Genomic DNA, 24,655 nt, shown 5'->3' with positions numbered 1-24,655 from the left:
TGCTAATTGCGCAATTATGTCTTACAGAGGCAAATAATCGCTGCGAAGCGGTCAATCAGGCTTGTTCCAGCACAAAGTTGTGTTGTACGCGCAGGGGCTGTCGGTGCGCAGACGAGGACAAATCTCTCCTCAACAAATGGAAAAGTGGCGGATCGCCAGCAATTGAAGAGTTGCCCGATTACCAGGGAACCGAGTTTTCAGGGCCTTCACAAGTGAGTGATTTGTAAAGAAAAAGTAAGCGACGATGGTGACCTTAGTGGGCTCACGTCCGTCGGATGATGAGCCCGCATCCCTATGGATGGTCATTAGCATCCTGCTGTCCCCTTGTGTCGATGGCTCCTCGGACGAGCAGCCGCGCTCCGTAGCGCTTTGGCGATTGGAGGTATGCGTTCGGAGGAGTGCTTCAGATTGTTCCCGCGGGGACAGGGCGCGTCGCTTCGAGAAATTGTGCAATGCGGTATTCCGCCTGCTGCACTAACGGCAAACACCACAAGGGTATCGGCCATCTGCGAACCTTCGCCAAAGGCTCCACAGTGACATTCAATTGAGGGATCAATCCAGATAGTGGACGTTCCGATTGAATACCGTGCGGTTCGCCAGTAGATGCCGATCGGCACGCAATCGGCGGAGGTCCATTACCGGCGAATTGAAAACCGGCTTCGCCGGGTGATTATTCGCCGGATCCGACCTGGTGCTCACCGTCTGCGCATCAATCTCGCATCAGTTCCTGCGCAAAGGGTCATGCTGATCGCCGCGACCACTCCGAACAGCACATGCGCCTCCGCGCTGGTCGCTGTCCCTTGCTCGTCCGCGACCTGTTTCGTGCGAGCAACTCGCTGTGAACGGCCTTGATGCCGGGGCAGTTGCGAGCCTCGGTTTCCAGGATCGTGCACGTTGCGGCGTCACGTACTGTGTCTCGCAATGTCTCGATGCCGTCGTGCGCCTCTGCACATACCGTATCCGCATCAACCGTCTGCGCGAAGCGTTCGTCGATGACAACAACGAGCTGCGAGTCAGACTGAGGCAGCATCGTGTCGCCGATTGAGTCGTAACGTTTAGTCCCAGCACCGCAGGAACGGGCGCGTGCTCCGGAATGGCGCTGCCGGCGCGCTGCATATCCGAGTGCTCCGGATCACGGCGTATGGCGCTCGTAGACGATCGCGATGGTTCTTCGCTCACGGTGTCTTTCTCCTTGGCGACGAAGCCGCTGACCTGCCAGCACACTACATCTTCTGCTTTGTGCTCTCCGCGGCGCCTTGCACCTTCTCGCCGCCGCGTTCGATGTCCTTGCCCGCGCCTGAAATGGTGTTGCAGCCAGCGATCAACAGCATGCCTGCGAGAGTGATAAGTGCGTACAGTTTCCTCATGACGATCTCCTTGCTTTCTTTCGACGCGGGCACGCCCCGCTGATGGATTAGCCCGGACTGCTTAATTGAGCGTAGCAAGCAAGAGACTGTGCGAGCAGTCAGCATTCGTCCTACATCGGTGTCGGCGGGCAGCGCAATGGTCTATTCATCAATTGGCAGCCCCGCATTGGAACGTTCCATATGAGCGATCGCATCGGTTTCGCTCGCGCAGATCATAAGGACGCACGCTCTTCGAGAACCTTATGAACGCCTGCAGCTATCGCAGCGCCGCGAGAGGCGCAGGCGCTGTGCGGCGCTGCGATATGGTGCTTCAAAGCGACTGCGGGCTCTCGCCGCGCTCCGAGATTGGAGGAATTCCGACATCGGTATCGATGGAATCCACCTAGTACAAAACTACGAATATTGAAAGGTGGAGCGTCGAAAGATGGAGCGTTCTGTTTGGCAGGCATCTGCACTAAGCGGAAGTCGCGGCCTGCTTCGCCTCACAGTTCATGACCGCTCCACGCTGGCATCTGCACATACGGCTACGTGTGAGCGAGGATGTTGACCAGCTTTCCATAGGGGTCTCGGACGAAGAACCTGCGCACGCCCCAAGGCTCGTCGACTAGCCCACGTTCAATGGAAAAGCCTGCATCTCGCATACGCCGGTGCGCCTCGTCCGCGTTATCCACTTCAATTGACAGGTCCGGCACAGGCGCGCCGGATCCGCCCTCTGCTGCAAAACTGACTTGAATAGTCATTTCAGATTGCGAGCCGTAGGTTCGAATCCAGCCGTGGTCCATCAGGAGCTCAAGGCCAAGAACATCGTGATAGAAGACGTGAGCACGCGTTAAATCAGCGACTTCAATATTGGCCACTACACGTTTGACTTTCAAATTGCACTCCTTCTGGTTTATTAGGGCTGGCTGCCAATGATCAGAAGCGGGCCCGCAAGTCAAGACGCGGAACTGTTCTCATGTGGTTGGCATGCCAGTCGGGACGCGGCTCAGGGACTTCACAAATATGTCATATAAACGTCACAATACCGGACCGATCCACGCCTCGCAGAGCGTGGCCGTATCTGGAGAGAGAAAAATGACGATGCCTGTTGCCCGCCGTGTCCTGCACGCCCTTGCCACTCTGGCCCTGACCCCACTGGCGTTTGCCGCGGGCGCCGCGCATGGGGCCTGGCCAGAGAAGCCAATCCGGATGGTGGTGGGCTTTCCCCCGGGCGGCCCGGTCGATACGCACGCGCGCATTCTTGCCGAAAAATTGCAGCCCATTCTCGGGCAGTCGGTCGTGCTCGACTACAAGGCCGGCGCCGCCGGCAATATCGGATCGGACAACGTCGCCAAGTCCGCGCCGGATGGCTACACGTTGCTGATTGCCAATACGGGCCAGATGACGATCAATAATGCGATCTATCCCAAGCTGCCCTACAGCATGCCGAAGGACTTCGCCCCCGTGGCGCGTACCGCGCTGATTCCGCTGGTGATGGTCGTCAACAACAACGTGCCTGCAAAGAATCTGAAGGAATTCATCGCCTATGCGAAGGCGAATCCTGGCAAGCTGAATTTTGCATCGGGCGGCAATGGCGGTATCTCGCATCTGATGCCGGAGATGTTCAAGCAGGCATCGGGCACGTTCATCGTTCATATCCCTTACAAAGGTAGCGCGCCGGCACTGACGGACGTGATGGGTGGCCAGGCGCAGATGATGGCCGACTCCATTCCGTTGTTCACCCAGTACATCAAAGGGGGCAAGGTACGCGCGCTGGCGGTAACGTCGGGCAAACGATCGCCGGCGCTGCCCGATGTGCCGACGATGGAAGAAGCCGGCCTGAAGGGATTCGAGGTGGTGGGCTTCTACGGGGTGCTGGCACCGGCCGGCACGCCGAAGGACATTGTCGACAAGTTGTCGGCCGCGCTGCGTACCGTGCTGGCGGACCCAGATACGAAGGCCAAGCTTGAATTCCAGGGGGCCGAACCAGCGTGGCAGTCGCCGGACGCCTTTGCGGCGACGATCGCCAGCGAGCAGAAGCGGTGGGGACAGGCCGTCAAGGCATCGGGCGCGCGAATCGACTGATATGGCAGGTGGTAAAGCGGTGGTCTCGTGCATGCCCGACCACCGCATTGCCTCAATCATGTGAGGGCCGCGCGTTTAGTGCGTTGCCTTCGCTGGTTGAATCCGCACGCAAAGCAAATCAACGCTCAATCTCCACCCGCATCGACCGCGCATCTGGCAAGCCCAAAGCTTCCGCCGCGGCATAAGAGAGATCGATAATTCGGCCGTCGACGTATGGTCCGCGATCGTTGATGCGAACGACAACCGATTTTCCAGTAGCCAACGATCTGACGCGCACATGGCTGCCGAGCGGTAATGTTCGATGGGCGGCAGTCAAGGCGCTGCTATCGTAGCGTTCTCCGTTTGCGGTCAGATGCCCCTGGAACGTTGCCGAGTACCATGACGCCTCGCCGGATTGCAGCATTTCGTGCTCGTGCCGAGGGCGACAGGAATCTGCGCCGCACGCGGCATGCCTGGACGGAATCTCTCCGCATGCAGTGAACAAGGCGCAGATTCCCAAGACTCCCAGATAGCGAAGTAATAGCACCATGGACCACCCGTCAGTGATTGAGATGTGGCTCTAACGGTCTCCAGTAGTTTGCGTTGGCGGCGCGGCCGGGTTACGCAATACCTTGAGAATATTCTAGGTGACAGGCCGACGTCCCTTAAGGTCGGACCCAACGACAGGCCGGTTTCTGGGCTGTCGGTCAAATGTGGTCCAAAGGGCCCGTATCAGCCGGGAGCTGTTCGAGACTCGGGCTATCGCAGCAGATAGACGCGAACGCCGATCGCTGGTCCCCGCGTGCTCCGCGCCGTCTCCACACCGCTACGATTGGCGCGCAAAGCGGGTCCCAGATCGTGATTCTGCGCATGCAGGCGCATTAGCGTCATATACGCGGGTTCGTGGAATGGGTCGAGCCGGCAACTGCTGCGCGTGTTTCAACGCCTTGGCGTAATCGCGTCTGTCCTCACTCAACTGGCTGCGCCGCACGAGCGCCGCTGCGTACTGCGGGGCATTCTGGCAGCCATGCGCATGAGACTATCGAACGCGCGATCTGACAGCAGGCGTCGCATGAAAATCATGGGCCGGGCACCGAAGCCGACGGCGTAACGTGTCTTTGGACGAGCGGCATTGACAGCCTTTGCGATAGTCTCTGCGATCAGTTGGGGTGGCGACTGACGATTGCCGTTGGCCTCATTGATCATCAATTTTGCCATCGCGCTGGCCTGGGGCGCATACGAGCCCGTGCCGGATACCTTCTGCAGGTTTTCCGCTGCAATGCCGGCCCACTCCGTCTTGATCCCGCCCGGCTCAATCACCACCACGTCAACACCGAAGGGCTCCACTTCCATGCGCAGGCAGTCACTGATCGCCTCCAGCGCGAACTTGGTGCCGTGGTACCAGGCACCCATAGGCGTGTGGATCTTGCCGCCCATCGAGGTGATGTTGACGATAGTGCCAGATCGCTGCGCGCGCATATGTGGCAGCGCCAGCTGGATCAAGCGCACGGCACCGAACACGTTGACATCGAACTGGGCGCGCGCTTCTTCCAGCGGCACGTCCTCGATCGCACCATAGGCACCATAGCCGGCGTTATTGACCAAGACGTCGAGGCGGCCAGACCTGGCGATGATCTCCGCTATGCCTGCCCGCATCGCGGCGTCGTCCGTCACGTCCATCGCTAGCACGTGGACACCGGCGTCGGCCTGGCTGCGCATCCGCTCCACGCGACGCGCGGCCGCGTAGACCGTGTAGCCCTGGCCGAGAAGCTTGAGTGCGGTGGCTTCGCCAATACCGGAAGAGGCGCCCGTCACGAGAGCAACTTTGGAATTCATGGTGACTTTTCCTGATGGGGTTGAGGTGGAAGGCGACCCGGATTCGGTTCGCCTTCCTTGCCATTGACTGTACGCATCGAGCGGCGTTGGGCCTCTAGCGATCGGCGTCACGATTCAAGCAAAAAGCGCCAAACGCCTCGCGAGCGGCGTCAAGGCATGGTCCCCGCCGTGCTCAGGGCTCGCTGCCAATGCTGGCGAGCATGCCGGAAGACAGAATGACCATCCCCTCGGTTGCCGGCACGGTCTTGACCAGTGACTGCGCGACTGCGCGTGCATGCACTGGCCGATAGGCTCCGGGTAGCAGCGGGGCCAGCAGCTTCGCGATCGGGATGGCAATTTGTTCACCGATGCGCGGCGGTTGCTGCAGGCCATCCCGGGAATCCAGCAGCAGCGAAGGCCGCGCGATCACGAGCGTCGTCAGCCCCAACGACCTGAGGGCGTCCTCCAGTTCACCCTTGACGCGGCTGTAGAACGTGGAGGACTTCGCGTTTGCGCCAACCGCACTGACCAGACCTGCGCGACTGGCCCCCGCGGCAAACGCGGCCTTGGCTACAGCCAGATTGGCCTCCAGGTCGACAGCGCGGAACGCCGCCTGACTGCCCGCCACCTTGATCGTGGTGCCGAGCGCCAGATACACCTCGTCGGCCTGCGGGAGCGCGGGCAGCCGGCTGAAATCCACAATATGGACCTGAAGCCTGGGATGGCGGACGCGCAATGGGCGACGGCTCAGGGCGTGCACCTGAGCGACGGTCGGGTCTGCCAGCAGAGCCTGAAGCATCAGGCCTCCCACGAGTCCGGTGGCGCCGGCCAGCACCACGTTGCGTTGATCGATAGGCATGGACAAGGTGTGCGTTTCCTCAGTTAAGGTGCATGGCATGACGGGCGCTGTCAGGCGTTTGCCCGGTCCATTCCTGGAATGCGCGATAAAAGGAGTTGGGATCCTCGAAGCCGAGAAGGAAGGCGATCTCGCCGCTGGACATCTTGGTATTCCCCAGATAGTGGCGGGCCAGGCGTTCTCGCGTGGCATTGACCAAAGCGCGAAAGTTCTCGCCCTCGTCTTCAAGGCGACGCTGCAGCGTACGCTTGCTCATGCCCAGACGCTCGGCAGCCTTCTCGATGGTGGCGGCGTTGCTCGGCAGCAGTTCCAACAGGACGGCGCGCACGCGCTCCGCCGTTGCCGCTGTTGCGTCGAGTTCGCTGAGCCGGCGGCGCAGGTCAGGCTCGAACACCCGCCACATGCCTTCGTTCACTGTGAGAAACGGACGCAAGGCATCTTCGGCAGAGAATGTGACGCTTGGACTTTCCCCCGGTGTAACAGGTGCGCCGAAGAACTTCTCGAAACGCCGGACGTAGGCGTTCGGCGGCAGTTTGGGAAGTACCACCCGCAATGCCTTGATGGGCTCGCGGGTTCCGAGGCGGGTCAATCGCAGGAAGAACGCGATCTCGGCCACCTGCAAGGAATACGGTACATCGGCCTGAATCGACAGCCAGCGGGGCGACACTGTTAGCTCGCTCGACGTTCCCACGTCCACCTCCAGGCTCATGGGAGCGACAAGTTGCTTGTATTTGGCAAGACGCTGTACCGCCTGCATCAGATTGGCGCTGCATAGGGCTGCGAACAGCGGTGGATCGAAAGACTCCGCGGCAATCACTTCGATGATGCGCAATGGAAACATGGTGTCCGCTGCTTCGGTCTCCAGGGCACGCCAGAAGCGGAACCACTCGTCGGTGGTCAGGCTTCGCTCGCCGCGGGAAAGCATGTCTTCGGGAAGCCCCGCCCTGCGGAGAATTTGATCCGGTCGTAGGCCGAAGTCCTTTAGCAAGGGCTGCCACCCAATGTTCAGGGAAAAAGTCTGGCTGCGCCTCATGGGGTGCTCATCGACAACTCACGTGGAGTTCGCGCTATTGAATAGGTCGACCCAGTATAGGGCGCCAAGACCCAGTTGGACATGCGAAGCGCGCCAGCCTTCCTTCAATGCGCGCCAACTCTGGCCACTGTCTGGTGGCGCTCAGACGACGTTCGGAGTTGGGGCCAGGGAGGACTGCTTATGGCCGGTCTCAGTGGTCGGCCGCCCGCGCGTGGGCGCGCTGAGCCGCCAACCATTACCTTGACCCCAACGTGCTGTGCGCTGCGGTGAAATCTACCTGTTCAGTTGTCCGGGAGCCACGATCCTTTTGGAAACTCTTCCGGCGTGGCCCTCCCGTTCAATGATCGTTTGCTGCGTATTCGCGATCGAGTCGGTCGTATAGAGGCTTATTGACCAAGCGTTGCCGTTCGCTGAATGGCGCCACCAGCGTTGCATCCTCGTCAAGCCGACCATTCGTGCGCAGCGTGCTGAGCGCCCTCTGCATGCCAAGCACTGCGCCTTGTAGCGTTGCATTCGCATACAGCACAAGTGCGTAGCCAAGGCTGGCTAGCGTTTCGCGCGACTGTACTGGCGTCTTCCCGCCGATCACAATATTGATCAGTTGTGGCGCAGCGATCAGCTTGGGCAAACGCTCGACGTCGGCAAGTGACTCGGTCGCTTCGATGAAGAGAATGTCCGCCCCCGCCTCAATGAAGCGATGGCCGCGCTCGATGGCAGCCTCCATGCCATGCACCGCTGCGGCATCCGTGCGCGCCATGATCAGCAGGTTGGGGTCCTCGCGCGCATCAACGGCAGCGCGGATCTTGCCAAGCATTTCACTCGTCGCGATGACCTCCTTGCCCGAAAAATGTCCGCATTTCTTGGGCATCACCTGATCTTCAATCTGGATCGCATCGGCGCCGCTGCGTTCGAGCGTTCTTACCGTGTGCCGTACGTTGAGCGCATTGCCGAAACCAGTGTCGGCATCGACGATCAACGGTAGCGCGACCGCATCGCGGACCCGCGCGGTGTGTTCGGCAATTTCATGCAGGCCGATGAAACCGAGATCGGGTAGGCCAAGCGACATATTCGTAACGCCGGCTCCCGTCAGGTATAGCGCCTCGAACCCGGTTTCCTCGACGACGCGGGCGCTCATTGCATTGAAGGCGCCAGCTACCAGCAGCCCTTGGCGTTCATTGACCTTGGCGCGGAATGCCGCACGGCGGGCGGCGGATAAGGTAGTCATTTGATGTGTCTCCAGAGTAGGAGCCGGTGTTTTCGCACGGATCGTGCCAAGTTCCCGCACCTGCCGTTGTTTCTTTCGAAAACAATGACTTACAAGATTTCATACCGCGAACACGCTCATGCGACAATGTTCCACATGTTTCTCGGAGCGTTCCAAAAACGTTCCACCCAGGAGCCTCCAAGATGTCAACGCTCATTTCACATCCAAACCAGCTCCGCCCGGGCATCGCGCTGGTCAGCATCAGCCGGATGAGTACGCTGTGTGAGACTGTCGCGCCTCGCTACAACGAGCTGGCGCGTTTCTTCTCGATTCGCGCGGGCTACGGGGCTGCTGTGACCGCCCTCCAGGCGTACGTCGACGCAGGCACGGTTGACGTCGTGCTGGCGGCCGGCTCGAACGGCGCGTATCTGCGTGACAATCTCAGTGTGCCCGTGGTGATGGTCAAGGTGAATGGCTTCGACGTGCTGAACGCTATCACGCAGGCCATCACAGCGTGGCCGGGTGAGGCCATCGGCTTGGTGCTGCACGATTCGGTGTCGAGGGAACTGGCCAACCTCAGCGGCTGGCTGAATGTTGCATTGAAACAGCGCGCATACCGTTCGATCGACGAGGTGCGTGCGGCCGTGGATACGCTTGCCGCAGAAGGCTGCACCGTCATCATTGGTCCTGGCATGGCCTGCGATCTGGCGCTGCAGGCGGGGTTGCAATGCGTATTTCTCTATTCCATTGGCGCTGTGGAGGAAGCGTTCGAACGCTCCATTGAGCTGGCACGCATGAGTCGCCAGAAGGAATCAAAGCGCGTGCGACTCAACACCATCGTCGCGCATCTGCGCGACGGCGTTGCGGCATTCGACGAGGGTGGGCAGCTTGAGGTGGTGAATCCTGCGATGTTGGATCTGCTCGGCCTGGACCGCTCCCGCGATGTGGCGTCACAGCTCCTGGGGGCGGTCGGCCCGCACCTGCGCGAAACACTCGATGCCGATTCGCCGAGCAACGAGCGCATCGAACAGATCGGCGGTCGCTCGCTGATTGTCAACTGCGTGCCAATCGTTGAGCATGGCTCACGCTCCGGAGCGGTGGTCACTGCACAGGACACACTAATCGCACAACGCATTGACCGCTCGTTGCGAACCAATCAGCGGCCGAAGCATCTGGTGGCGCGGCATAACCTGGCTGATCTGAACGGCGGCTCCCCGGAGCTTGAACGCGTGCGGTGGCTAGCGCGAGCCAGCGCCGCGCACGACGCTACCGTGCTGCTCACAGGCGAAAGCGGCACTGGCAAGGAACTGGTTGCTCAAGGTATTCACAATGCCGGCCGTCGGCGCGGCAACCCATTCGTCGCGTTCAATTGTGCGGCACTGCCGGAAGGTTTGATAGAAAGCGAACTGTTTGGCCATGAAGAGGGCGCCTTCACCGGCGCACGGCGTGGTGGAAAGCCGGGCCTCTTCGAGGTCGCGCATACGGGGACCATTTTTCTCGATGAGATCGGTGAGATGCCGGCCGCGTTGCAGAGCCGCCTGCTACGTGTATTACAGGAACGCGAAGTGATGAAGCTCGGCTCTGGGCGCGCAACGCCAATCGACGTCCGTGTCATCGCCGCGACGCATCGTAATCTGCGCGAGTTGGTCAAGCGCGGCACATTTCGCGCCGACCTGTATTTCCGGCTCAATCTGCTACAGATCGAACTGCCGCCCTTGCGTGAGCGGCGCAGTGATATACCTGGCCTTGCGCAGCATCTGCTCGCACGGAGTGCAGCAAAGTACCACCTGCCAGCCACCGTCACGAAGCACATTCTGGAGTTCCTCACGCCGCTCTTCGAGCTTTACACATGGCCCGGAAACGTACGGGAGCTTGAAAACCTCGTAGCGCGCGCGGCGATCTATCTGAGCGATGGTTCAGGCAGTGCGCGGGAAGACCTGCAGGCCATGTTTCCAGAGTTTGGAGAGATGCAATCGCTGCCTGTTGCAGCGGACAGGCACAAGGTTACCGACGCGCCGTCCGGGACCGTGACTCGGGACGACATCATGCGAGTCCTGCAGGCAAACGGTGGCAATCGTGCCGCTGCGAGTCGTACCTTGGGGATCGGACGAACGACGCTTTGGAGGTTAATGAAGGAGTAAGAAAGAAGCTGCGAATGGCCGCTTCAGGAGCCAGGCAACGCCGTTTTCCGCGTACCAGCGGTCGAGGCTCGTGGCAAGCCGCCACCATCCTCGACTTCAGATTCAATGGTCGTGGGGGGGCGCGGCCGTCGCAGAACGACCCTGAACTGCCCTTCGACGCGGGGCAACCTCTACGGCTGCTTCCAGAGGGGTCCGGTCTCCGCGCAGGCTTGCCACGTGCACTGGTTCCGTGGATAGCTGACAAGGTAGCAGGCACCATAAACTCGACGCGAATGACCCAAGGCGGATATCAAAATTGATCAGCGCCGATGGCAAACCGCACATGCGCAGTGAAGGGCATCAGAACTGACCGGTCACGCGAAAAAATGGCGTTGTGCGGGCATCGGAGTTCGGCAGTTCGCCGCCGATTTGACGGTTGGTTTGGTCGCACTACTTGTAGTAACCGACGCCGCATCCCAGGCCGGCAACCGCAGTAACGAGGCTCGCCTTCGGCACCCACGTCTTGTCAGCGCCGGCCTTGGGAGACATGTAGCTGACCTCGTTGACCTGGCCCTCTTTTGCCGCGTCATAGAGCCTTGGTCCATACACGTCGCCCGTAGGGTCCCTAAATTTCCTGGCATCCTTGCCGAGCAACCCCTTAACGTTGGGATTGCCGACCGCGACGAGGAGTCCGTCGCTGAGATTGAAGCAGAACGGATAGAGATCGCCAACAAGAAAGCCATTCTCGCCGTTGTTGATCTGGTTGAGCGTCCTGGCCTTATCGGTTTTGATGGCCGCAACCGTCTTTTCAAGCATGGCCCTAGCGTCCGCCGCGGTACCTTGCGCCAATGACGTAGCCGAGAACAAGGCAGCCATGGCGCCTAGCGTGCCAATCGCGAGTTTACGAAACATGGACATTCCTCCTTTCTCTTCGAGCAAGTGGCAATTGTCATGCACCGCGTGCAGCCAGCAAGTCATCATGTCCAAACATTGCCCCACTTGACCAGTCTAGTCGTGCCTGCCGACGAGTTGATAAAAAGAGGTGGGGCCGCTACTTCCGGGTTGGGCCCATCGTGTCGATCCCGAGTGTGGTCGAACGGCGTGAAGTGCTCGGTGCGGTGCACTAGATACGCGCCGGCAATATCACGCAGGTAATTCAAGGGCGAAGTTACACTTCGCGGACCTGGAGTCACCGCCAATCGCTGAAATCCGCGGCAGCGTTGCCCTGGTCGACGCGAGGATTGTCAATCGGCGGCCGGCGCGATCATCACTTACGTTGAGGCGACCACTCGGTGCCGCCGTCTGAGCCATTCAACATTGTGCTGTTGAAACGGACGAGCGCGGCGGTTGCAATGGCCTCCTTTATTTGAGCATCGGTCGCACCAGCGGCTTTTGCCGCTTTAGTGTGAGCGGAAACGCAATATGCACAAGGAATTTGTGCTGCCACACCGAGGGCAATGAGTTGCTTGGTTTTCGCATCTAAAGCTCCCGTGGGATTCATCACGGCCCGAGATTCGTCCCAGTGCGGCTTCAGTGCCTGGTCGGGAAGTGTCTGTTTCATCCATTCAGGTGCCTCCTGAGCCCTGACGCCTGGTTCCGTTGCCGGGGCCAACAGCAGTGCTAAACCGGCGCTCGCCAGTAGAGTCCTCATGACTGACATGACTGACCTCCCCAAGTAAGATTGAAGCGCTACTGAGCGTGACACTGAGGCGCCAGGACTGTCAATCGGCTCGGTCGGCGTCCCGCAGTTGGATGCCGTCAAAATACGGTCGTCTTGCCGCGACAATCGAGGTACGATGCCGGTCTTTCAGGCCGGCCGACCAGTCCAAAGGAGCGATACCCATGAGCCAAAGACGTAGCCGTCGCCAACGCAAGAAGCTGCGAGTGGCGGAATTTCAGGAACTCGGATTTCTCGTCACAGCGGAGCTTGCCGTAGGACTGGGTGCGGACGCAAAGATTGCTGCCTGCGAAGCCTTTATTGCCGATTGCATCGAAGCGAACCAGCTCACCTATGGTGGTGCAATAGATGACTGCCTGGATGGATTTGTATCCCCGGAGGGGAATCGCAGCTCCTCCACGGAGGAACACCGCCAAATCGTCCTGGACTGGCTGAACGGCCGGGCTGAGTTCGGTGCTGTGCGCGTCGGTCCGCTGATCGACGCGTGGTACGGCAATTTCGCGGAACTTGGCTGAGCCTTCATATGCCACGCATTGAAGGATGCTGCCAGGAGACATTCGTCCGCTCAGCGAGGCCGTGGTGAGTCGGATCGAAAGCGTGCAGGAAGATTCCTTGTGAGGTTCGTTGAAGGGAACTGGCGCAAGCCATCTCGGAATCGCCAGTGGATGAGGTGTCTTCTTTTCCCGCACTGTACGATTTGAGTTCCGAACGGCAGGTCAAGCAGGAACCTTGCCAGTCCGGCGGACGTCTCAGGCAATCTTGCCTTGCGCGAAACTGCCGGTTTTCTTTTGTGTGGAGCCTGACGGGCGGCCGATTCGCCGGTCACCAGCTCGGCGCGCATTGCAGTTCGGTCAAGGCGCAACAATCAGACGTGGACAGACTAAGCGGACTTCGATATGAATAGCAAACAACGCCGCAAAGCCTACCGAAAGAGCCCCTACCAGATCGAAACGACATGGATGTTCAGGGGCGCGCAGGTGATCATCACGCGCATTGCAAGCCCCACCGCCGTCATCGTCGAGTTTGAGGGAGCCGGAGCACGCACGCATGTCCCCACGCGTGCACTGGAGCCACGCGGCCCTAACGGAAGCATGTTCCGCCCGCTGCCGTAGTTTCTCGGCCTTCCCCGCATCGGCACTTGGCGGGACTGGCATCCTCGTCGTGTGCGTCGTTGCAACGTGTGGCTGCCCGACGGGTGGAATGGGTCGGGAGGCTTATCGAAGCACGCTGCTGCCGTAGCTGGTGCGGACGCTCGGTGCGAGTGACGGCGACCGCGCCCTATCTGTGTAGCAATTCTGGCCCTCCGGTGTCGCCGGTACCGGGGAAGGGAAACCAACGGTCATTGCCAGAGGGCCCCTCCATCGGGAAACCCCGGGCGCCTATGCTCCCCGTACGGCCGACCCGACGGTCACGGCGGCTCCAATGCGCGTGGCGCGCGCGGATGCGGGCACGGCGGCTGGCCGCGTGACCATCCTCGCCCCGCGTTTCCTGGTTTTCCATCGATGGCCGGAAGGTCGCACGCGACGCCAGCAGCCCCCAACCTCTGAGTGCGCAAAAGGTAACTTTTGAGTTTGCCTTAGAAATTGGCTGATCTTGATAATTAGCATCAGCGGGATGGCACCTGTCGCATCACAGCCATACGCACTATTACCTAATGCTGCATTGCGACAATCCGTCTGCTACAATTAGGGAAAACCCCATAAGGGTAATCCCTGAAAGGAAGGACGCCATGAACACCCAATCCGATATCAAGCTGACCGATCAACTCGAACGTGACCTCATCGAGCGCGAGCTCGGCGCCCAAAGCATGGGCTTCGGCAACGACGTGAAGCGCGTGATTGCCTCGATCCAGAATGTTTTCACCCGCCTGCAGGCGGAAGCGCGCAAGGCGAAGGTTGCCTACGCGAACGGCTGATTGGCCGGGAAGTCTGAACGTAGTAGCGGGTAGATAGCTGTAGTTGGTACCGAAACGCGGTGCGTTGGCGCCGCGTGGGAATGAGAGCCGACCCGCCACACACGTGCATCGTGTGTGGCGGGTCGGCTTTTTTGTGCGCGATTTACGGTGTGATGTCGATGCTGTCGACGCGATCGGGATAGAACGCGAGGTAGCCTGCAATGGCCGACACGGCCGGGTAGGGGGACTCATAGGTCCAGACGGCATTCTCGGCGCGCGCCCCGCCGGTGGGGATACTGTAGTAGGCGGCATCCCCCTTGTAGGGGCAGTAGCTGCCATGTGAGGTACGCGACAGTTCAGACATGTCCACGTCCTCGCGCGGCACATACTGAACAGCCGGATAGGCTGCTTCCTGAAGTGTCAGCGCGTTTCGGGTATCGGCAATCACTTTGCCCGCGACTGTTACAACCACACGGCTGCCCTGGCGGGTGATGGTGATTGGGTGGTCGGGACCGGGAATCTTGATGGGTTTGTCTGGCATGGGGGCCTCATCTGGCTGGCACAGCGAAAAAACTGGCGCGGCAACGTTGCCGCGCCTTGCGCTGACATCGACATACGGACGAACAGGAACCTCATGCCGCCAGCGCCAATGATGAAAAAACCGCCACGGAGGGTGACGTGAGGCCAGAAGAGAGGGATCCTTGGCCTCGGAGAAAAAGATAGCAAGCGCCATCGTTCCAGGAAAGCGTTCTCACGGAACACACTTTTCGAGGGCGTAAAACAATAGCCCCGTCACGGTTTCGCGACGGGGCTATTGTTTTGCAGTTGCTTTGCGAGGCGGATGCGACGTCAGGCGCCAGACTGCTCTTCGATCCAGAGCGACAGCCGGACCTTGTAGGCTTGCTGGATATGGCGCCGCGCGATCTGCTCGGCCCGCTCGGGGTCGCGGGCTTCCAGTGCCTGGACCAGCGCCATGTGTTCCTCATACGAGCCACGCGCGCGGCCTGGAACGGCCAGCGTGGAGCGCCCCAGCAGTGCCATGGATTCGTGCAGCGAGCGCAGCGTCTTCAGCAGATAGCGGTTGTGGGCGCAGCGGTGCAGCGTCTCGTGGAACAGGCGGTTGTTCATTGCCAGCTTGTCGGGATCCTCGGCGAACGAGAGGTCGCGTTCGACGATATCGCGCAGCAGCGAGATCTCCACGTCGGTGGCGTGGCGTGCGGCCAGCGCAGCGGCGGTGGACTCGAGCACCTCTCGCATGACGTAGAGTTCACTGACCATGCTGGCGTCGAGGCGCGTCACGATCATGCCCCGATTGGGTTCATTGACAACAAGCCCTTCTGACTCGAGCCGCGACAGCGCCTCGCGCACTGGCGTGCGCGACAGGCCCAGGGATTCCGCGAGTTCGACTTCTCTCAGGCGGGTGCCGGGCGGCAGTTGACCTGCCTGGATGGCCGATCGCAACTGTTGATAGGCGCGCTCGGAGCGTGGCAGCGAGGCGTTCTGATCGCCGTCGGCGCCGGCGACGAGGTCCGTAGGAAGCATGGAGTCGTGAAGTGGGGATCTGCAACTTCGCCACAGGCAGCGAAGTTCGCTATTCAATCAACTGGTTAATGATGCGAGACAACCCAGGGCCATCCGGTGGCCGTCGCGCGTTCCTGCCAGCATGGCTGGAACGGGAATGGACAGAGACGGCACCGGGAAGAGGGAGATTCTACCTCGCATGCCGGCCCTCGGACCTCCAGGCGCAATATACGCCCCATCACGCCGCGGTTAATCCTGCTTTGCCCGACTAGGGCGTCAGCGGTGTCTGAAGCACGCTCATGCCGAGACTGGTCAGTCCCAGGCGCCCGCGCACGCCCAACTTGCGATAGACGCTGGCGACCCGGCGGCGAATGTCGTCGGCCGCCACGCCAAGGCGTCTGGCAATCTGCATCTCGGTGGCGGATGTCAGCAGCAGCAGGAATACCTCCTGCTCGTAGGGATCGAGCAGCCCCAGCAGGTCCGGCGGCAGGAGATATGCGCACGCTGGCTGCCGAAGGATCGTGACATCGCGCGCGGTGCCGAGTCGCAATTGATGTGATTCCAGCCAGCGTGCCGACCACGAGAAGTGGATGTCACTTCCATCCCGGTGCCGGTAACGGTTCTCGAAGCCAGTGCGTTTGTGGCCGGCCAGCACCTCGCTGGCTTCCTTGATGGTGCGATCGCGGTCGCGCTGGACCACAAGTTCGAGCATGGTTTGTCCGATGAGGTCGGACTGCGCAAAGCCCAGCGAATCGTGACATCGGGGGTTTACGTACCGGATGATGCCGGTCTTGTCGACGAGGAAGACGGCGTCTGGCTGGGCATCTGCCAAGGCATGGATGGTGTCTTCCGACAGGATGGGCTTTGCCATGGGGCGATCAACCGGGCACGGAGAAATCACCGCAAGGCAGGTTGCATGTCGCCATGGACTAGCGTCCCAGAGGAATGTCGATGTGCGGATCGTAGCGCAAATGGATGCGGATCGAAACGAAAAAGCCGGCCTTCGGGCCGGCTTTCTCCGTTCCGCGACAAGTCGCTCAGTGCGTGAGCTTCAAGCGATAGTCCACCGCGTACGGCAGTTTGCCTGGCTTTGCCGATCCAAGCGGTTGTGACAGCGCCGTGAATTCCGTTTCGTTCAGCGCATCGAGCCGGCCCAGTGAAGCTGCCGTCTTGCCATTGCTGACCACGGTGTCCGGCGTCAGGGCAACCATTGCCTCCGCGGCCGCGTGGACGGCGGTCAGGTAGCTGGGGGTGTCATTCAGGTTCACCTTCTTCAGGTCCACCACCGTGCGCAGCCAGTCGCCCCAATAAAACTCGGTGAACTCGGTGGCGTCCGCCAGTTGCTGATAGCCGATGTCGCGCGCGAAGTAGACCAGTGCGCGGTACGGGTCGTCATTGAGCCCGTTGCCAAGGCCGAGGGAACGCGGAAGGTCGGCCGGGTACGACGGGCGGTCACCATCCTTCGACCAGACCAGCTTGCGCTCCCGCAGCGTGCGGAAGAACGCGGCGCGGCTCAGGGTCGACAGGTTGTCTTGCACGCGCACGTAGATCTTGGTTTGCGGACCACCGCTGACGGCTTCCCACAGCGAGGTGAACGTGTGATGGCCATCGGTCAGGTAAGGCTCGCCGTAAGGGCCGACCACCAGCGTTTTCATATCGGCCGGCTTATCGCCAATCGCCTTCGTGCAGGTGAACGAGGCCAGCGTATCGATGCGGGAGTTGGCATCCGACGTCTTGGTCTTGTTCTGGCCGTTGGCCTCGCAAACGTCGTCAAATCGCTTCACGGGGTCGGCGGCGTAGCGGCCCAGCTTGTAATAGATCTGGTCGCGGCCGATGGCGGGTTGCGTCGGGCGCAGATCGGCCAGTGTGACGAGGATGACGTCGTTGGCCTTGGCCGATAGGTAGGTCGAGACCGGTGCGGGGGCGGGCAGGGGGGCGCAGACACCAGGCAGCAGTTGCTGGGAGCCCGGGACCTGGCGCAACTGGTAGGCCAGTTTGTTGCTGACCGGCAGCCACGCCAGGCCTGCGCTTTGCGACAGGCCGTTGACCGTTTCCTGCCACGAGCCAGACACCAGGCCGTTGGTCGTGCTGCCGGCAAGGCTGTTGTAGGTGAGCGTGACGTCCGACGGGATGTTGTCCGCAGCCAGCGTATTGCCCGCGATCGAGACAATGTTCCGGCGCGTGCGGCCTGTACCGACGTTCTTGCTGTCGAGTTCGGGCTCTGCGCAGAGCCAGTCGCCATTGATGCCGTTGGCTGTCACGGGCGCGGCGGAACGCACGACCCAGCTACCTGGGATGCTGCTGGAGCCGGCTCCGGTTTCATCGACGAACAATGCGACGCTGCCTTGCTGCCGACCGACGAACAGGCGGCCCACCTTGGCGCCGGCAACCGTCAGGGAAAATGCGCCCGGATAGCGGACCTGGTCGGCGTCGGGAGAGAGTTGGCCGGATTGACCACCCGCGCAGGTCGCGCTGTAGCTCTGTCCCGCGCAGACGCGCACCGAGCCATCCGATTGGATGCCAAGCTGGCCCGCGATTGCGGTGCCCCCGGCCTGGCGCATATAACTGTAGGTACCGGCGATGTCGGCCAGTTGCGCGCCACGGTTGGCGGCCGATACATAGCCTTGCAACAGCGCGCCATTGCCAGCGACGAGGTTCGGTACCTGGCCGAGCGCGCCGGACAACACGCTGTCATCGAGCGTGAAGCTGAAGGTCACGGTCGACGCGGCCGTGGCCAGGGCGGCAGGGACATCGTTCGAGCTGGCCGCGAGGTTTTTCACGCGGTAAGTATTGCCGTCGACCGAATACTGGCCGACCAGTGTGCCGGCCAGACCGAAACGGGAGTCGAGGAAGCGTAGCGTCAGTTGCCCGGCCGCCGGCTGGTCGAGTTCGATGGATACGGTATCGCCAAAGCTCACCGCCCCAACGTAGAGCGAGCCGCCCGCCAGCGGCTTGACCACCGCAGGCTGCGTCGTGCCGCCGTTGCCATTGCCGTTACCCGAGCCCGTGCCGCCGGTGCCGCTGTTGCCGCTACCCGCGCCGTTGTTGCTGCTGCCGGTGTTCGCCGTGCCATTGTCATCGCCGCCGCACGCGCTCAGCGCCGCCGCCGCGAGTACCAGCATCGTTGCGCCAATACCCTGCCGAACCCAAAGTCCCGGTGTCCTCGCCCTGCTTCCCATGTCCGATTCCCTTTTTTGACTTGTTGTTGAACGTGTGCGCTTGGCGACACGTGGTCGCGCGCCAGTCTAGGGAGCGGGAATGACAGACTCGTGACAGCCTGCCAATCGGACAGGACATGGGGTGTGCAACACGCGGCGGACGCGGGTCCGCCGCGTCACTCGATTACTTGGTGGTGTATCCGCCGTTGATGAGGATCGTCTGGCCCGTGATCCACCAGCCATCGCTCACGAGATGCCGAATGAAGGGCACGACGTCCTCGATGTCGGTCAGGCCGGTCTTGCTGAACGGCGAGAGCGCAGCGGCGGTCTTGTGATAGGCCACGGCTTCCGGGCCTTCTGCGGGATAGAAGAACGGCGTATCCATTGGGCCGGGGCCAACGGCTGTCACCGAGATGCCACGCTCGCCGAACTCCTTCGCTGCCGCCCGCGTGAAGTGTTCGACGGGTGCCTTGGTGCCGGCGTACGACGCATAGAACGGCGTGAAGGCGCCCAGCAGCGATGTGACCAGCGTGACGATCTTGCCGTGGTCGTTGACGTGCTTGCCGGCCTCCTTGAGGAAGAAGAACGCCGACTTGCTGTTGATGGCCGTCATCTCGTCGTATTCCGCTTCGGTGATCTCGGCGATCGGCTTCTTGAGGACCTTGCCGACGGTATTGATGGCGATATCGGGCCGACCAATCGCTGCGACCGTGTCGGCGAAGAGCTTCTCCACGGCCGCAGCCGTGGTCAGGTCGGCTTGCAGCGTGATTGTCCTGGCGCCGGCTTTTTCGATCGCGGCCGCCGTGGCTTCGGCCTCGGGTTTGGTCGCCGCGCTGTTGTAGTGAATCGCGACGGCCTTGGCGCCCTGGGACGCGAGGTCGCGGGCAATCAGCCCGCCGAGATTCTTGGCGCCGCCTGCGATGAGTACAACCTTGCCCTGGATGCTGTGCTTGGACATTTCAGACCTCCGATAAGGGATGAGGGTGAGGGGTATCCAGCACTGTAATAAGCAACCTTTCATGGATAAACTTGCCTGTAGCGAATGAACTATCCATGTTTTCTTACCAATATCCATAGCACCCCATGGACCGGATCGAGCAACTTCGGATTTTCCTCCGCGTGGCACACAGTGGCGGCTTCACGCTGGCGGCGGATCAACTGGGACTGCCGCGGCCGACCGTGTCGCTGGCCGTCCAGCAGTTGGAGGCCCGCCTGGGTGTCAGGGTGTTCAACCGCACGACGCGGCGGGTGAGCCTGACTCAGGACGGCGAGGCATTGCTCGACCGCGCCATGGCGCTGGTGGCGGATAGCGAGGAACTGGAGCAGCAATTCCGGCCACATGGCGCGGTCCTCAGCGGGCGCTTGCGCGTCGATATGCCCAGCCGTATCGCGCGGCGGCTAGTCGCGCCAGCCTTGCCGGACTTTCTTGCACGGCATCCCGGCCTGACGCTCGAGTTGGGCTCGAGCGATCGGGCTATTGATCTGGTGCGGGAGGGCGTCGACTGCGCGCTGAGGGTGGGAGAGATGACGTCGAGCAGCCTGGTGGCCCGGCCGCTCGGGGTATTGCGAATGATCCACTGCGCCAGCCCTGCGTATCTGGCGCGCCACGGTGTGCCGCTGAAGCCTGAGGACCTGGACCAGCATCAGGCGGTGAACTACGCGTCGCCAGCCAGCGGACGCATTGCGCCCTGGGAGTGGAGGGACGCAGGCGAGGTGCGGACGCTGAAGATGAACGGGCCGGTAGCGGTCAACAATGTGGAAACTTACATCGCCTGCTGCCTGGCCGGTCTGGGCTTGATCCAGATTCCAGCCTTCGATGTCCGGGATCATCTGATGGCAGGCGAACTCGTGGAGGTCCTGTCGGATTGGCCCGTGCCGCCCATGCCGGTGCAACTGGTCTATCCGCATCGACGCTTGTTGTCCCGCCGAACGCAGGTATTCAGTGAATGGCTGGCGAGGGTGCTGGCGCAGCATATCGAGTAGGCGGGGCCCGCATTCCTCCGCAGCATCCCCGCCCGGCCGCGCGTTCGGCGCGTTTCGGCGGCTAGTGCGCTGGTGGTTCGATCCCCGCCGCGCGGGCACGCCGTCGCCGCGACAGCATATTCAATCCCTCGACCGCGCTCGAGAACGCCATCGCCGTATAGATATAGCCCTTGGGCACGTGGTGGCCGAGGCCATCGGCGATCAGCGTCATGCCGATCATGATCAGGAACGCCAGCGCCAGCATGACGATGGTTGGGTTCTGATTAATGAAGTTCGCCAGCGGCGTGGCGGCCACCAGCATCACCACTACTGCGGCAATTACGGCCACGAACATGATTGGCACATGGTCGGTCATGCCGACCGCCGTGATGATGCTGTCGATCGAGAAGACCAGGTCCAGCACCAGAATTTGCCCGATCGCGGCGGCGAAACCGGGAGCGGCGCTCCGGGCGCTCTCGGCATTCTCGTGCTCGTCCTCGGGCGACACGTGCTGGTGAATCTCGCGTGTGGCCTTCCAGACCAGGAAAGCGCCGCCGGCGATCAGGATGATGTCGCGCCAGGAAATCCCCTTGCCGAGCACCGTGAACACCGGCTCGGTCAACGCCACGATGACCGCGATCGTGGCCAGCAGCGCCAGTCGCATGATCAGCGCCAGGCCGATGCCGATACGCCGTGCCTTCTCGCGGATCTGCTCGGGAAGCTTGTTGGTGAGGATCGAGATGAAGATCAGGTTGTCGATGCCAAGCACGATCTCCATGGCCACCAGGGTGGCCAATGCGGCCCAGGCGGCCGGATCGCGCAGCAGTGCGAGCAGCGTTTCCATGCGAACTCCTTGAAGGGGTGGGCTTGGGCCGCTGGCCCGCAAGCGGACGACTGTCGACATGGTAGCGCACAGCTTGAGGCTGGCGTAGCCGATACAGCAAAGATTGAGGTTGTCGAACGGCGATTGTGAAATATAGTATGTGATATATCAAAATTAACCATCACTCAGCAATCACAACCATCGAGGAGACAACCGATGAAAATTTGTATCTACGGTGCGGGCGCCATCGGCGGCTATATGGGCGCGCAACTGGCGCTGGCCGGGGCGGACGTCAGTTTCATCGCCCGTGGGCCCCATCTGGCGGCGATGCAGGCAAACGGCGTGCGGTTGCTGATCGAAGGCGAGGAACGGGTGGCCAAGGTCCGTTGCGCCAGCGACCCGCGTGAACTCGGCCCGCAGAACTATGTGTTCATCACGCTCAAGGCGCACCAGGTGCCTGGGGTGGTGGACCTGATGCAGCCGCTGCTCGGGTCGGACACTGCGGTGGTGACTGGCGTCAACGGCATCCCGTATTGGTACTTCCATCAGCACGGCGGCGAGTTCGCGGGGCGCACGCTGGAAAGCGTCGACCCTGGCGCCCGCCAATGGAATGGGCTGGGCCCCGAGCGAGCCATCGGCTGTGTGCTGTATCCAGCCGCCGAAATCATCGCGCCGGGCGTGATCAAGCATGTCTATGGCAAGAAATTCCCGATCGGGGAGCCGGACGGCACCCGCTCCGAGCGCGTGACCCGTCTGGCAGAGATGATGGCGCGGGCGGATATGGACGCCCCGGTGCGCGACAACATCCGCGACGAGATCTGGCTCAAGCTCTGGGGCAACCTCTGCTTCAACCCGATCAGCGCCTTGACGCATGCGACGCTCGACATCATTACGTCGGACCCGGCCACGCGGGCGCTGTCGCGCCAGATGATGCTCGAAGCGAAGCACATTGCCGAGAGCTTCGGCGTGCATTTCCGGGTAGACGTCGAACGTCGCATCGACGGTGCCGGTGCGGTTGGCGCCCACAAGACGTCGATGCTGCAGGATCTGGAGGCGGGCAGGGCGATGGAGATCGACCCGCTGCTGACGGTGGTGCAGGAGATGGGCCGAATGATCGGGCAGCCGACACCGATGATCGACGCGGTGCTCGGACTGATCAAGCAACGTGACCGGATGGCCCTGGCAGCGCCTTCAGGCGCGGCGCCAATGGCCAAGGCAGCCTGAAACGCGGACGGTCTGCCGGAAATCGGCGACAATCGGCATTGTGGTCAATGTGATATACGATATACGAAAGGTCGAATTCGCCCCTTTCCGGGCCAGAACTCGCCGCATGCGGCGGGATTGATGCGCGAAACGCATGGCGTCATGCCAAACTTGACGTCATGCGCCACGCGCCAACCTGGTCCTGAATCGGCGAGTGCCATCGGCGGCCATCTGGGTCGCCGGGGCACCGGCCATTTACGAGTGCACTCATGTCTGCCCAAAGCCAAACCGACGTCCAGCCGACTTCCGGCCTGACCCTTTCACTGCAGCCGATCAATGCGGGTGCCAGCCTGCGTGACCAGGCCTACGCGATGCTGCGGCAGGCTATTGCCGATGCCGACATCTACCAGTCGCGCGACGAAGTCCGTCTGGACGAGCGCGTGCTGTCCGAAGCGCTCGGCGTTAGTCGCACGCCGATTCGCGAAGCCATGACCCTTTTGGAGCAGGAAGGCTTCCTGCGCACGGTGCCGCGCCGCGGCATCTATATCACGCGCAAGACCAAGCGCGAGATCGTCGAGATGATCCAGGTCTGGGGCGCGCTGGAAAGCATGGCCGCGCGGCTAGCCACGCTGCACGCCAGCGACGAGGAAATCGGCAAGCTGCGCCATATGTTCGACAGCTTCCGCGATGCCACGCCGGCCGAGCATATCGAGGAATATTCCGACGCCAACATCGCCTTCCATCAGGCGATCGTGCAGTTGTCGAAGTCGCAGATCATCATGGACTCGATCAAGAATATCTTTGTCCATGTGCGCGCGATCCGGAAGATGACGATTTCGCAGAGCGACCGCGCCGCGCGCTCGATCGTCGATCACCTGCGGATCATCGAGGCGCTGGAGAAGCGCGATACGGAGTTGGCCGAGCGGCTGGTACGCCAGCACTCGCTGGATCTGGCGGACTACGTCGAGAAGCACTGCGATTTTCTCGATTGAAAGGGGACAGGGCGCGGAGGTTCAGATCGCGACTTGTCGGTGATCGAGCCGCTGTCCCTCTCCCCTGGCCCCGCTCCCGCAGCGCGGGAGCGGGGATAACTGCCAGACCAACCTACCGCATCGCCGCCGCCATCGTATTGCCCAGCTCCGCTGGAGACGCGGCCACGTGGATACCCGCCTCGCGCATTGCTTCGATCTTCGCCTCCGCCGTGCCCGTGCCGCCCGAGATGATGGCGCCAGCATGGCCCATGCGGCGGCCCGGTGGCGCCGTGGTGCCGGCGATGAATCCGACCACGGGTTTGCGGGTGCGCGCATCGCGCAGGAATTGCGCGGCTTCCTCTTCGGCCGACCCGCCAATCTCGCCGATCATGATGATGCCTTCGGTCTGGTCATCGGCAAGGAACAGTTCCAGGCTGTCGATAAAGTTCGTGCCGTTGACGGGATCTCCGCCAATGCCGATGCAGGTCGATTGTCCAAGCCCCGCTGCCGTGGTTTGCGCCACCGCTTCGTAGGTCAGCGTGCCCGAGCGCGATACCACGCCGATCCGTCCCGGCTTGTGGATGTGCCCCGGCATGATGCCGATCTTGCACTGGCCAGGCGTGATGACGCCCGGGCAGTTCGGCCCGACCAGCCGGCTGGCGGAGCCGCTCAGCGCCCGCTTGACGCGCACCATGTCGATGACGGGAATGCCCTCGGTGATGCAGACGATCAGTCCGATGCCGGCATCCACGGCTTCGAGGATCGCATCGGCGGCGAACGGCGGCGGGACGTAGATGACCGACGCATCGGCGCCGGTGGCATGGGCGGCGGCCGATACGGTGTCGAACACCGGCAGCCCCAGATGCGTCTCTCCGCCCTTGCCGGGCGTGACGCCGCCAACCATCTTCGTGCCATAGGCCAATGCCTGCTCCGAGTGGAAGGTGCCTTGGGCGCCCGTGAAACCCTGGCAGATCACGCGCGTATGTTGGTCGATTAGCACGGCCATT

The 24,655-nt window shown here is 61.7% G+C and carries 24 protein-coding genes; 8 read left to right on the top strand and 16 right to left on the bottom strand.

The annotated features are described in order from the left end of the window. Nucleotides 1–1,223 precede the first annotated feature (1,223 nt). A complete protein-coding gene (locus K6G35_RS27410) occupies nucleotides 1,224–1,367 on the bottom strand; it encodes an entericidin A/B family lipoprotein (protein WP_008652347.1) in 144 nt (47 codons plus the stop codon). 524 nt (nucleotides 1,368–1,891) lie between these two features. Further along, the gene (locus K6G35_RS27405) at nucleotides 1,892–2,242 is read right to left on the bottom strand and encodes a VOC family protein (RefSeq protein WP_186425606.1); all 351 of its coding nucleotides are present in this window, start codon (nucleotides 2,240–2,242) and stop codon (nucleotides 1,892–1,894) included. A gap of 199 nt (nucleotides 2,243–2,441) precedes the next feature. Here K6G35_RS27405 and K6G35_RS27400 point away from each other — a divergent pair, with 199 nt between their 5' ends. Further along, entirely contained in the window at nucleotides 2,442–3,431 is a 990-nt protein-coding gene (locus K6G35_RS27400; RefSeq protein WP_029309491.1) for a Bug family tripartite tricarboxylate transporter substrate binding protein, read from the top strand. Nucleotides 3,432–3,549: 118 nt separating this feature from the next. Here K6G35_RS27400 and K6G35_RS27395 read toward each other — a convergent pair whose 3' ends face one another. The 5 genes from K6G35_RS27395 to K6G35_RS27375 form a co-directional block, all read right to left on the bottom strand. Then, on the bottom strand, nucleotides 3,550–3,834 hold the full coding sequence (locus tag K6G35_RS27395) for a septal ring lytic transglycosylase RlpA family protein (RefSeq protein WP_035883331.1): 285 nt from the start codon (nucleotides 3,832–3,834) through the stop codon (nucleotides 3,550–3,552). 548 nt (nucleotides 3,835–4,382) lie between these two features. After that, the gene (locus tag K6G35_RS27390; protein ID WP_035883332.1) at nucleotides 4,383–5,246 is read right to left on the bottom strand and encodes an oxidoreductase; all 864 of its coding nucleotides are present in this window, start codon (nucleotides 5,244–5,246) and stop codon (nucleotides 4,383–4,385) included. 172 nt (nucleotides 5,247–5,418) lie between these two features. Continuing rightward, nucleotides 5,419–6,084: an NAD(P)H-binding protein gene (locus tag K6G35_RS27385; RefSeq protein WP_035883334.1), complete on the bottom strand. Its 666-nt coding sequence runs from the start codon at nucleotides 6,082–6,084 to the stop codon at nucleotides 5,419–5,421. A 19-nt stretch (nucleotides 6,085–6,103) separates the two neighbouring features. Next, complete coding sequence (locus K6G35_RS27380) at nucleotides 6,104–7,114, bottom strand: AraC family transcriptional regulator (RefSeq protein ID WP_495676666.1); 1,011 nt, start codon at nucleotides 7,112–7,114, stop codon at nucleotides 6,104–6,106. 337 nt (nucleotides 7,115–7,451) lie between these two features. Beyond that, nucleotides 7,452–8,339 (bottom strand): isocitrate lyase/PEP mutase family protein, encoded by an 888-nt coding sequence (locus K6G35_RS27375; RefSeq protein ID WP_017512063.1) that lies wholly within the window; start codon nucleotides 8,337–8,339, stop codon nucleotides 7,452–7,454. 182 nt (nucleotides 8,340–8,521) lie between these two features. Here K6G35_RS27375 and prpR point away from each other — a divergent pair, with 182 nt between their 5' ends. Beyond that, entirely contained in the window at nucleotides 8,522–10,459 is a 1,938-nt protein-coding gene (gene prpR / locus K6G35_RS27370) for a propionate catabolism operon regulatory protein PrpR (RefSeq protein ID WP_495676665.1), read from the top strand. 429 nt (nucleotides 10,460–10,888) lie between these two features. Here prpR and K6G35_RS27365 read toward each other — a convergent pair whose 3' ends face one another. Continuing rightward, on the bottom strand, nucleotides 10,889–11,356 hold the full coding sequence (locus K6G35_RS27365; protein ID WP_495676664.1) for a cache domain-containing protein: 468 nt from the start codon (nucleotides 11,354–11,356) through the stop codon (nucleotides 10,889–10,891). A gap of 349 nt (nucleotides 11,357–11,705) precedes the next feature. Beyond that, the gene (locus K6G35_RS27360; protein ID WP_234707034.1) at nucleotides 11,706–11,999 is read right to left on the bottom strand and encodes a carboxymuconolactone decarboxylase family protein; all 294 of its coding nucleotides are present in this window, start codon (nucleotides 11,997–11,999) and stop codon (nucleotides 11,706–11,708) included. 281 nt (nucleotides 12,000–12,280) lie between these two features. Between K6G35_RS27360 and K6G35_RS27355 the strand changes: the two genes are divergently transcribed. The 3 genes from K6G35_RS27355 (at nucleotide 12,281) to K6G35_RS27345 (ending at nucleotide 14,031) form a co-directional block, all read left to right on the top strand. After that, nucleotides 12,281–12,631 (top strand): YggL family protein, encoded by a 351-nt coding sequence (locus K6G35_RS27355; RefSeq protein WP_008652332.1) that lies wholly within the window; start codon nucleotides 12,281–12,283, stop codon nucleotides 12,629–12,631. 381 nt (nucleotides 12,632–13,012) lie between these two features. After that, nucleotides 13,013–13,228: a hypothetical protein gene (locus tag K6G35_RS27350; protein WP_008652330.1), complete on the top strand. Its 216-nt coding sequence runs from the start codon at nucleotides 13,013–13,015 to the stop codon at nucleotides 13,226–13,228. 617 nt (nucleotides 13,229–13,845) lie between these two features. Next, complete coding sequence (locus K6G35_RS27345; protein WP_008652329.1) at nucleotides 13,846–14,031, top strand: hypothetical protein; 186 nt, start codon at nucleotides 13,846–13,848, stop codon at nucleotides 14,029–14,031. A gap of 142 nt (nucleotides 14,032–14,173) precedes the next feature. Here K6G35_RS27345 and K6G35_RS27340 read toward each other — a convergent pair whose 3' ends face one another. From K6G35_RS27340 to K6G35_RS27320, 5 genes are all read right to left on the bottom strand, one after another. Continuing rightward, nucleotides 14,174–14,551, bottom strand: a complete 378-nt coding sequence (locus tag K6G35_RS27340; RefSeq protein ID WP_008652328.1) for a DUF427 domain-containing protein — start codon at nucleotides 14,549–14,551, stop codon at nucleotides 14,174–14,176. 308 nt (nucleotides 14,552–14,859) lie between these two features. Further along, a complete protein-coding gene (locus K6G35_RS27335; protein WP_008652327.1) occupies nucleotides 14,860–15,552 on the bottom strand; it encodes a GntR family transcriptional regulator in 693 nt (230 codons plus the stop codon). A 247-nt stretch (nucleotides 15,553–15,799) separates the two neighbouring features. Beyond that, nucleotides 15,800–16,402, bottom strand: coding sequence for a PAS domain S-box protein (locus tag K6G35_RS27330; RefSeq protein ID WP_008652325.1), 603 nt, complete (start codon nucleotides 16,400–16,402; stop codon nucleotides 15,800–15,802). A gap of 166 nt (nucleotides 16,403–16,568) precedes the next feature. After that, nucleotides 16,569–18,653 carry a ParB/Srx family N-terminal domain-containing protein gene (locus tag K6G35_RS27325; RefSeq protein WP_286881808.1) on the bottom strand — a complete coding sequence of 695 codons (2,085 nt, stop codon included), beginning with the start codon at nucleotides 18,651–18,653 and terminating at the stop codon, nucleotides 16,569–16,571. A gap of 220 nt (nucleotides 18,654–18,873) precedes the next feature. Further along, a complete protein-coding gene (locus tag K6G35_RS27320) occupies nucleotides 18,874–19,647 on the bottom strand; it encodes an SDR family oxidoreductase (protein ID WP_495676663.1) in 774 nt (257 codons plus the stop codon). A gap of 125 nt (nucleotides 19,648–19,772) precedes the next feature. On the opposite strand from K6G35_RS27320, the gene K6G35_RS27315 reads away from it, so the two are divergent. Further along, the gene (locus tag K6G35_RS27315) at nucleotides 19,773–20,672 is read left to right on the top strand and encodes a LysR family transcriptional regulator (protein ID WP_495676662.1); all 900 of its coding nucleotides are present in this window, start codon (nucleotides 19,773–19,775) and stop codon (nucleotides 20,670–20,672) included. A 61-nt stretch (nucleotides 20,673–20,733) separates the two neighbouring features. On the opposite strand, the gene K6G35_RS27310 is transcribed toward K6G35_RS27315, so the two are convergent. Then, nucleotides 20,734–21,495: a TerC family protein gene (locus K6G35_RS27310; RefSeq protein WP_286881804.1), complete on the bottom strand. Its 762-nt coding sequence runs from the start codon at nucleotides 21,493–21,495 to the stop codon at nucleotides 20,734–20,736. 195 nt (nucleotides 21,496–21,690) lie between these two features. On the opposite strand from K6G35_RS27310, the gene K6G35_RS27305 reads away from it, so the two are divergent. Then, nucleotides 21,691–22,698, top strand: a complete 1,008-nt coding sequence (locus K6G35_RS27305) for a 2-dehydropantoate 2-reductase (protein WP_495676661.1) — start codon at nucleotides 21,691–21,693, stop codon at nucleotides 22,696–22,698. 248 nt (nucleotides 22,699–22,946) lie between these two features. Then, a complete protein-coding gene (locus tag K6G35_RS27300) occupies nucleotides 22,947–23,669 on the top strand; it encodes a GntR family transcriptional regulator (RefSeq protein WP_008652314.1) in 723 nt (240 codons plus the stop codon). A 112-nt stretch (nucleotides 23,670–23,781) separates the two neighbouring features. Here the strand turns inward: K6G35_RS27300 and sucD are convergent, their stop codons facing one another. Then, complete coding sequence (gene sucD / locus K6G35_RS27295; RefSeq protein ID WP_008652312.1) at nucleotides 23,782–24,654, bottom strand: succinate--CoA ligase subunit alpha; 873 nt, start codon at nucleotides 24,652–24,654, stop codon at nucleotides 23,782–23,784. Between the last annotated feature and the right edge of the window lies 1 nt (nucleotide 24,655).

The sequence above is a fragment of the Cupriavidus sp. HY129 genome (genome assembly GCF_059492215.1).
The sequence above is the reverse complement of the archived record's forward strand: the minus strand, read 5'-3'. Positions and strand labels throughout refer to the sequence as shown.

Excerpts from the sequence above, each read along its gene's own strand:
- K6G35_RS27410 (WP_008652347.1), bottom strand. The coding sequence starts at position 1,367 with ATGAGGAAACTGTACGCACTTATCACTCTCGCAGGCATGCTGTTGATC.
- K6G35_RS27400 (WP_029309491.1), top strand. The coding sequence starts at position 2,442 with ATGACGATGCCTGTTGCCCGCCGTGTCCTGCACGCCCTTGCCACTCTG.
- K6G35_RS27395 (WP_035883331.1), bottom strand. The coding sequence starts at position 3,834 with ATGCTGCAATCCGGCGAGGCGTCATGGTACTCGGCAACGTTCCAGGGG.
- K6G35_RS27390 (WP_035883332.1), bottom strand. The coding sequence starts at position 5,246 with ATGAATTCCAAAGTTGCTCTCGTGACGGGCGCCTCTTCCGGTATTGGC.
- K6G35_RS27385 (WP_035883334.1), bottom strand. The coding sequence starts at position 6,084 with ATGCCTATCGATCAACGCAACGTGGTGCTGGCCGGCGCCACCGGACTC.
- K6G35_RS27380 (WP_495676666.1), bottom strand. The coding sequence starts at position 7,114 with ATGAGGCGCAGCCAGACTTTTTCCCTGAACATTGGGTGGCAGCCCTTG.
- K6G35_RS27375 (WP_017512063.1), bottom strand. The coding sequence starts at position 8,339 with ATGACTACCTTATCCGCCGCCCGCCGTGCGGCATTCCGCGCCAAGGTC.
- prpR (WP_495676665.1), top strand. The coding sequence starts at position 8,522 with ATGTCAACGCTCATTTCACATCCAAACCAGCTCCGCCCGGGCATCGCG.
- K6G35_RS27365 (WP_495676664.1), bottom strand. The coding sequence starts at position 11,356 with ATGTCCATGTTTCGTAAACTCGCGATTGGCACGCTAGGCGCCATGGCT.
- K6G35_RS27360 (WP_234707034.1), bottom strand. The coding sequence starts at position 11,999 with ATGAAACAGACACTTCCCGACCAGGCACTGAAGCCGCACTGGGACGAA.
- K6G35_RS27355 (WP_008652332.1), top strand. The coding sequence starts at position 12,281 with ATGAGCCAAAGACGTAGCCGTCGCCAACGCAAGAAGCTGCGAGTGGCG.
- K6G35_RS27350 (WP_008652330.1), top strand. The coding sequence starts at position 13,013 with ATGAATAGCAAACAACGCCGCAAAGCCTACCGAAAGAGCCCCTACCAG.
- K6G35_RS27345 (WP_008652329.1), top strand. The coding sequence starts at position 13,846 with ATGAACACCCAATCCGATATCAAGCTGACCGATCAACTCGAACGTGAC.
- K6G35_RS27340 (WP_008652328.1), bottom strand. The coding sequence starts at position 14,551 with ATGCCAGACAAACCCATCAAGATTCCCGGTCCCGACCACCCAATCACC.
- K6G35_RS27335 (WP_008652327.1), bottom strand. The coding sequence starts at position 15,552 with ATGCTTCCTACGGACCTCGTCGCCGGCGCCGACGGCGATCAGAACGCC.
- K6G35_RS27330 (WP_008652325.1), bottom strand. The coding sequence starts at position 16,402 with ATGGCAAAGCCCATCCTGTCGGAAGACACCATCCATGCCTTGGCAGAT.
- K6G35_RS27325 (WP_286881808.1), bottom strand. The coding sequence starts at position 18,653 with ATGCTGGTACTCGCGGCGGCGGCGCTGAGCGCGTGCGGCGGCGATGAC.
- K6G35_RS27320 (WP_495676663.1), bottom strand. The coding sequence starts at position 19,647 with ATGTCCAAGCACAGCATCCAGGGCAAGGTTGTACTCATCGCAGGCGGC.
- K6G35_RS27315 (WP_495676662.1), top strand. The coding sequence starts at position 19,773 with ATGGACCGGATCGAGCAACTTCGGATTTTCCTCCGCGTGGCACACAGT.
- K6G35_RS27310 (WP_286881804.1), bottom strand. The coding sequence starts at position 21,495 with ATGGAAACGCTGCTCGCACTGCTGCGCGATCCGGCCGCCTGGGCCGCA.
- K6G35_RS27305 (WP_495676661.1), top strand. The coding sequence starts at position 21,691 with ATGAAAATTTGTATCTACGGTGCGGGCGCCATCGGCGGCTATATGGGC.
- K6G35_RS27300 (WP_008652314.1), top strand. The coding sequence starts at position 22,947 with ATGTCTGCCCAAAGCCAAACCGACGTCCAGCCGACTTCCGGCCTGACC.
- sucD (WP_008652312.1), bottom strand. The coding sequence starts at position 24,654 with ATGGCCGTGCTAATCGACCAACATACGCGCGTGATCTGCCAGGGTTTC.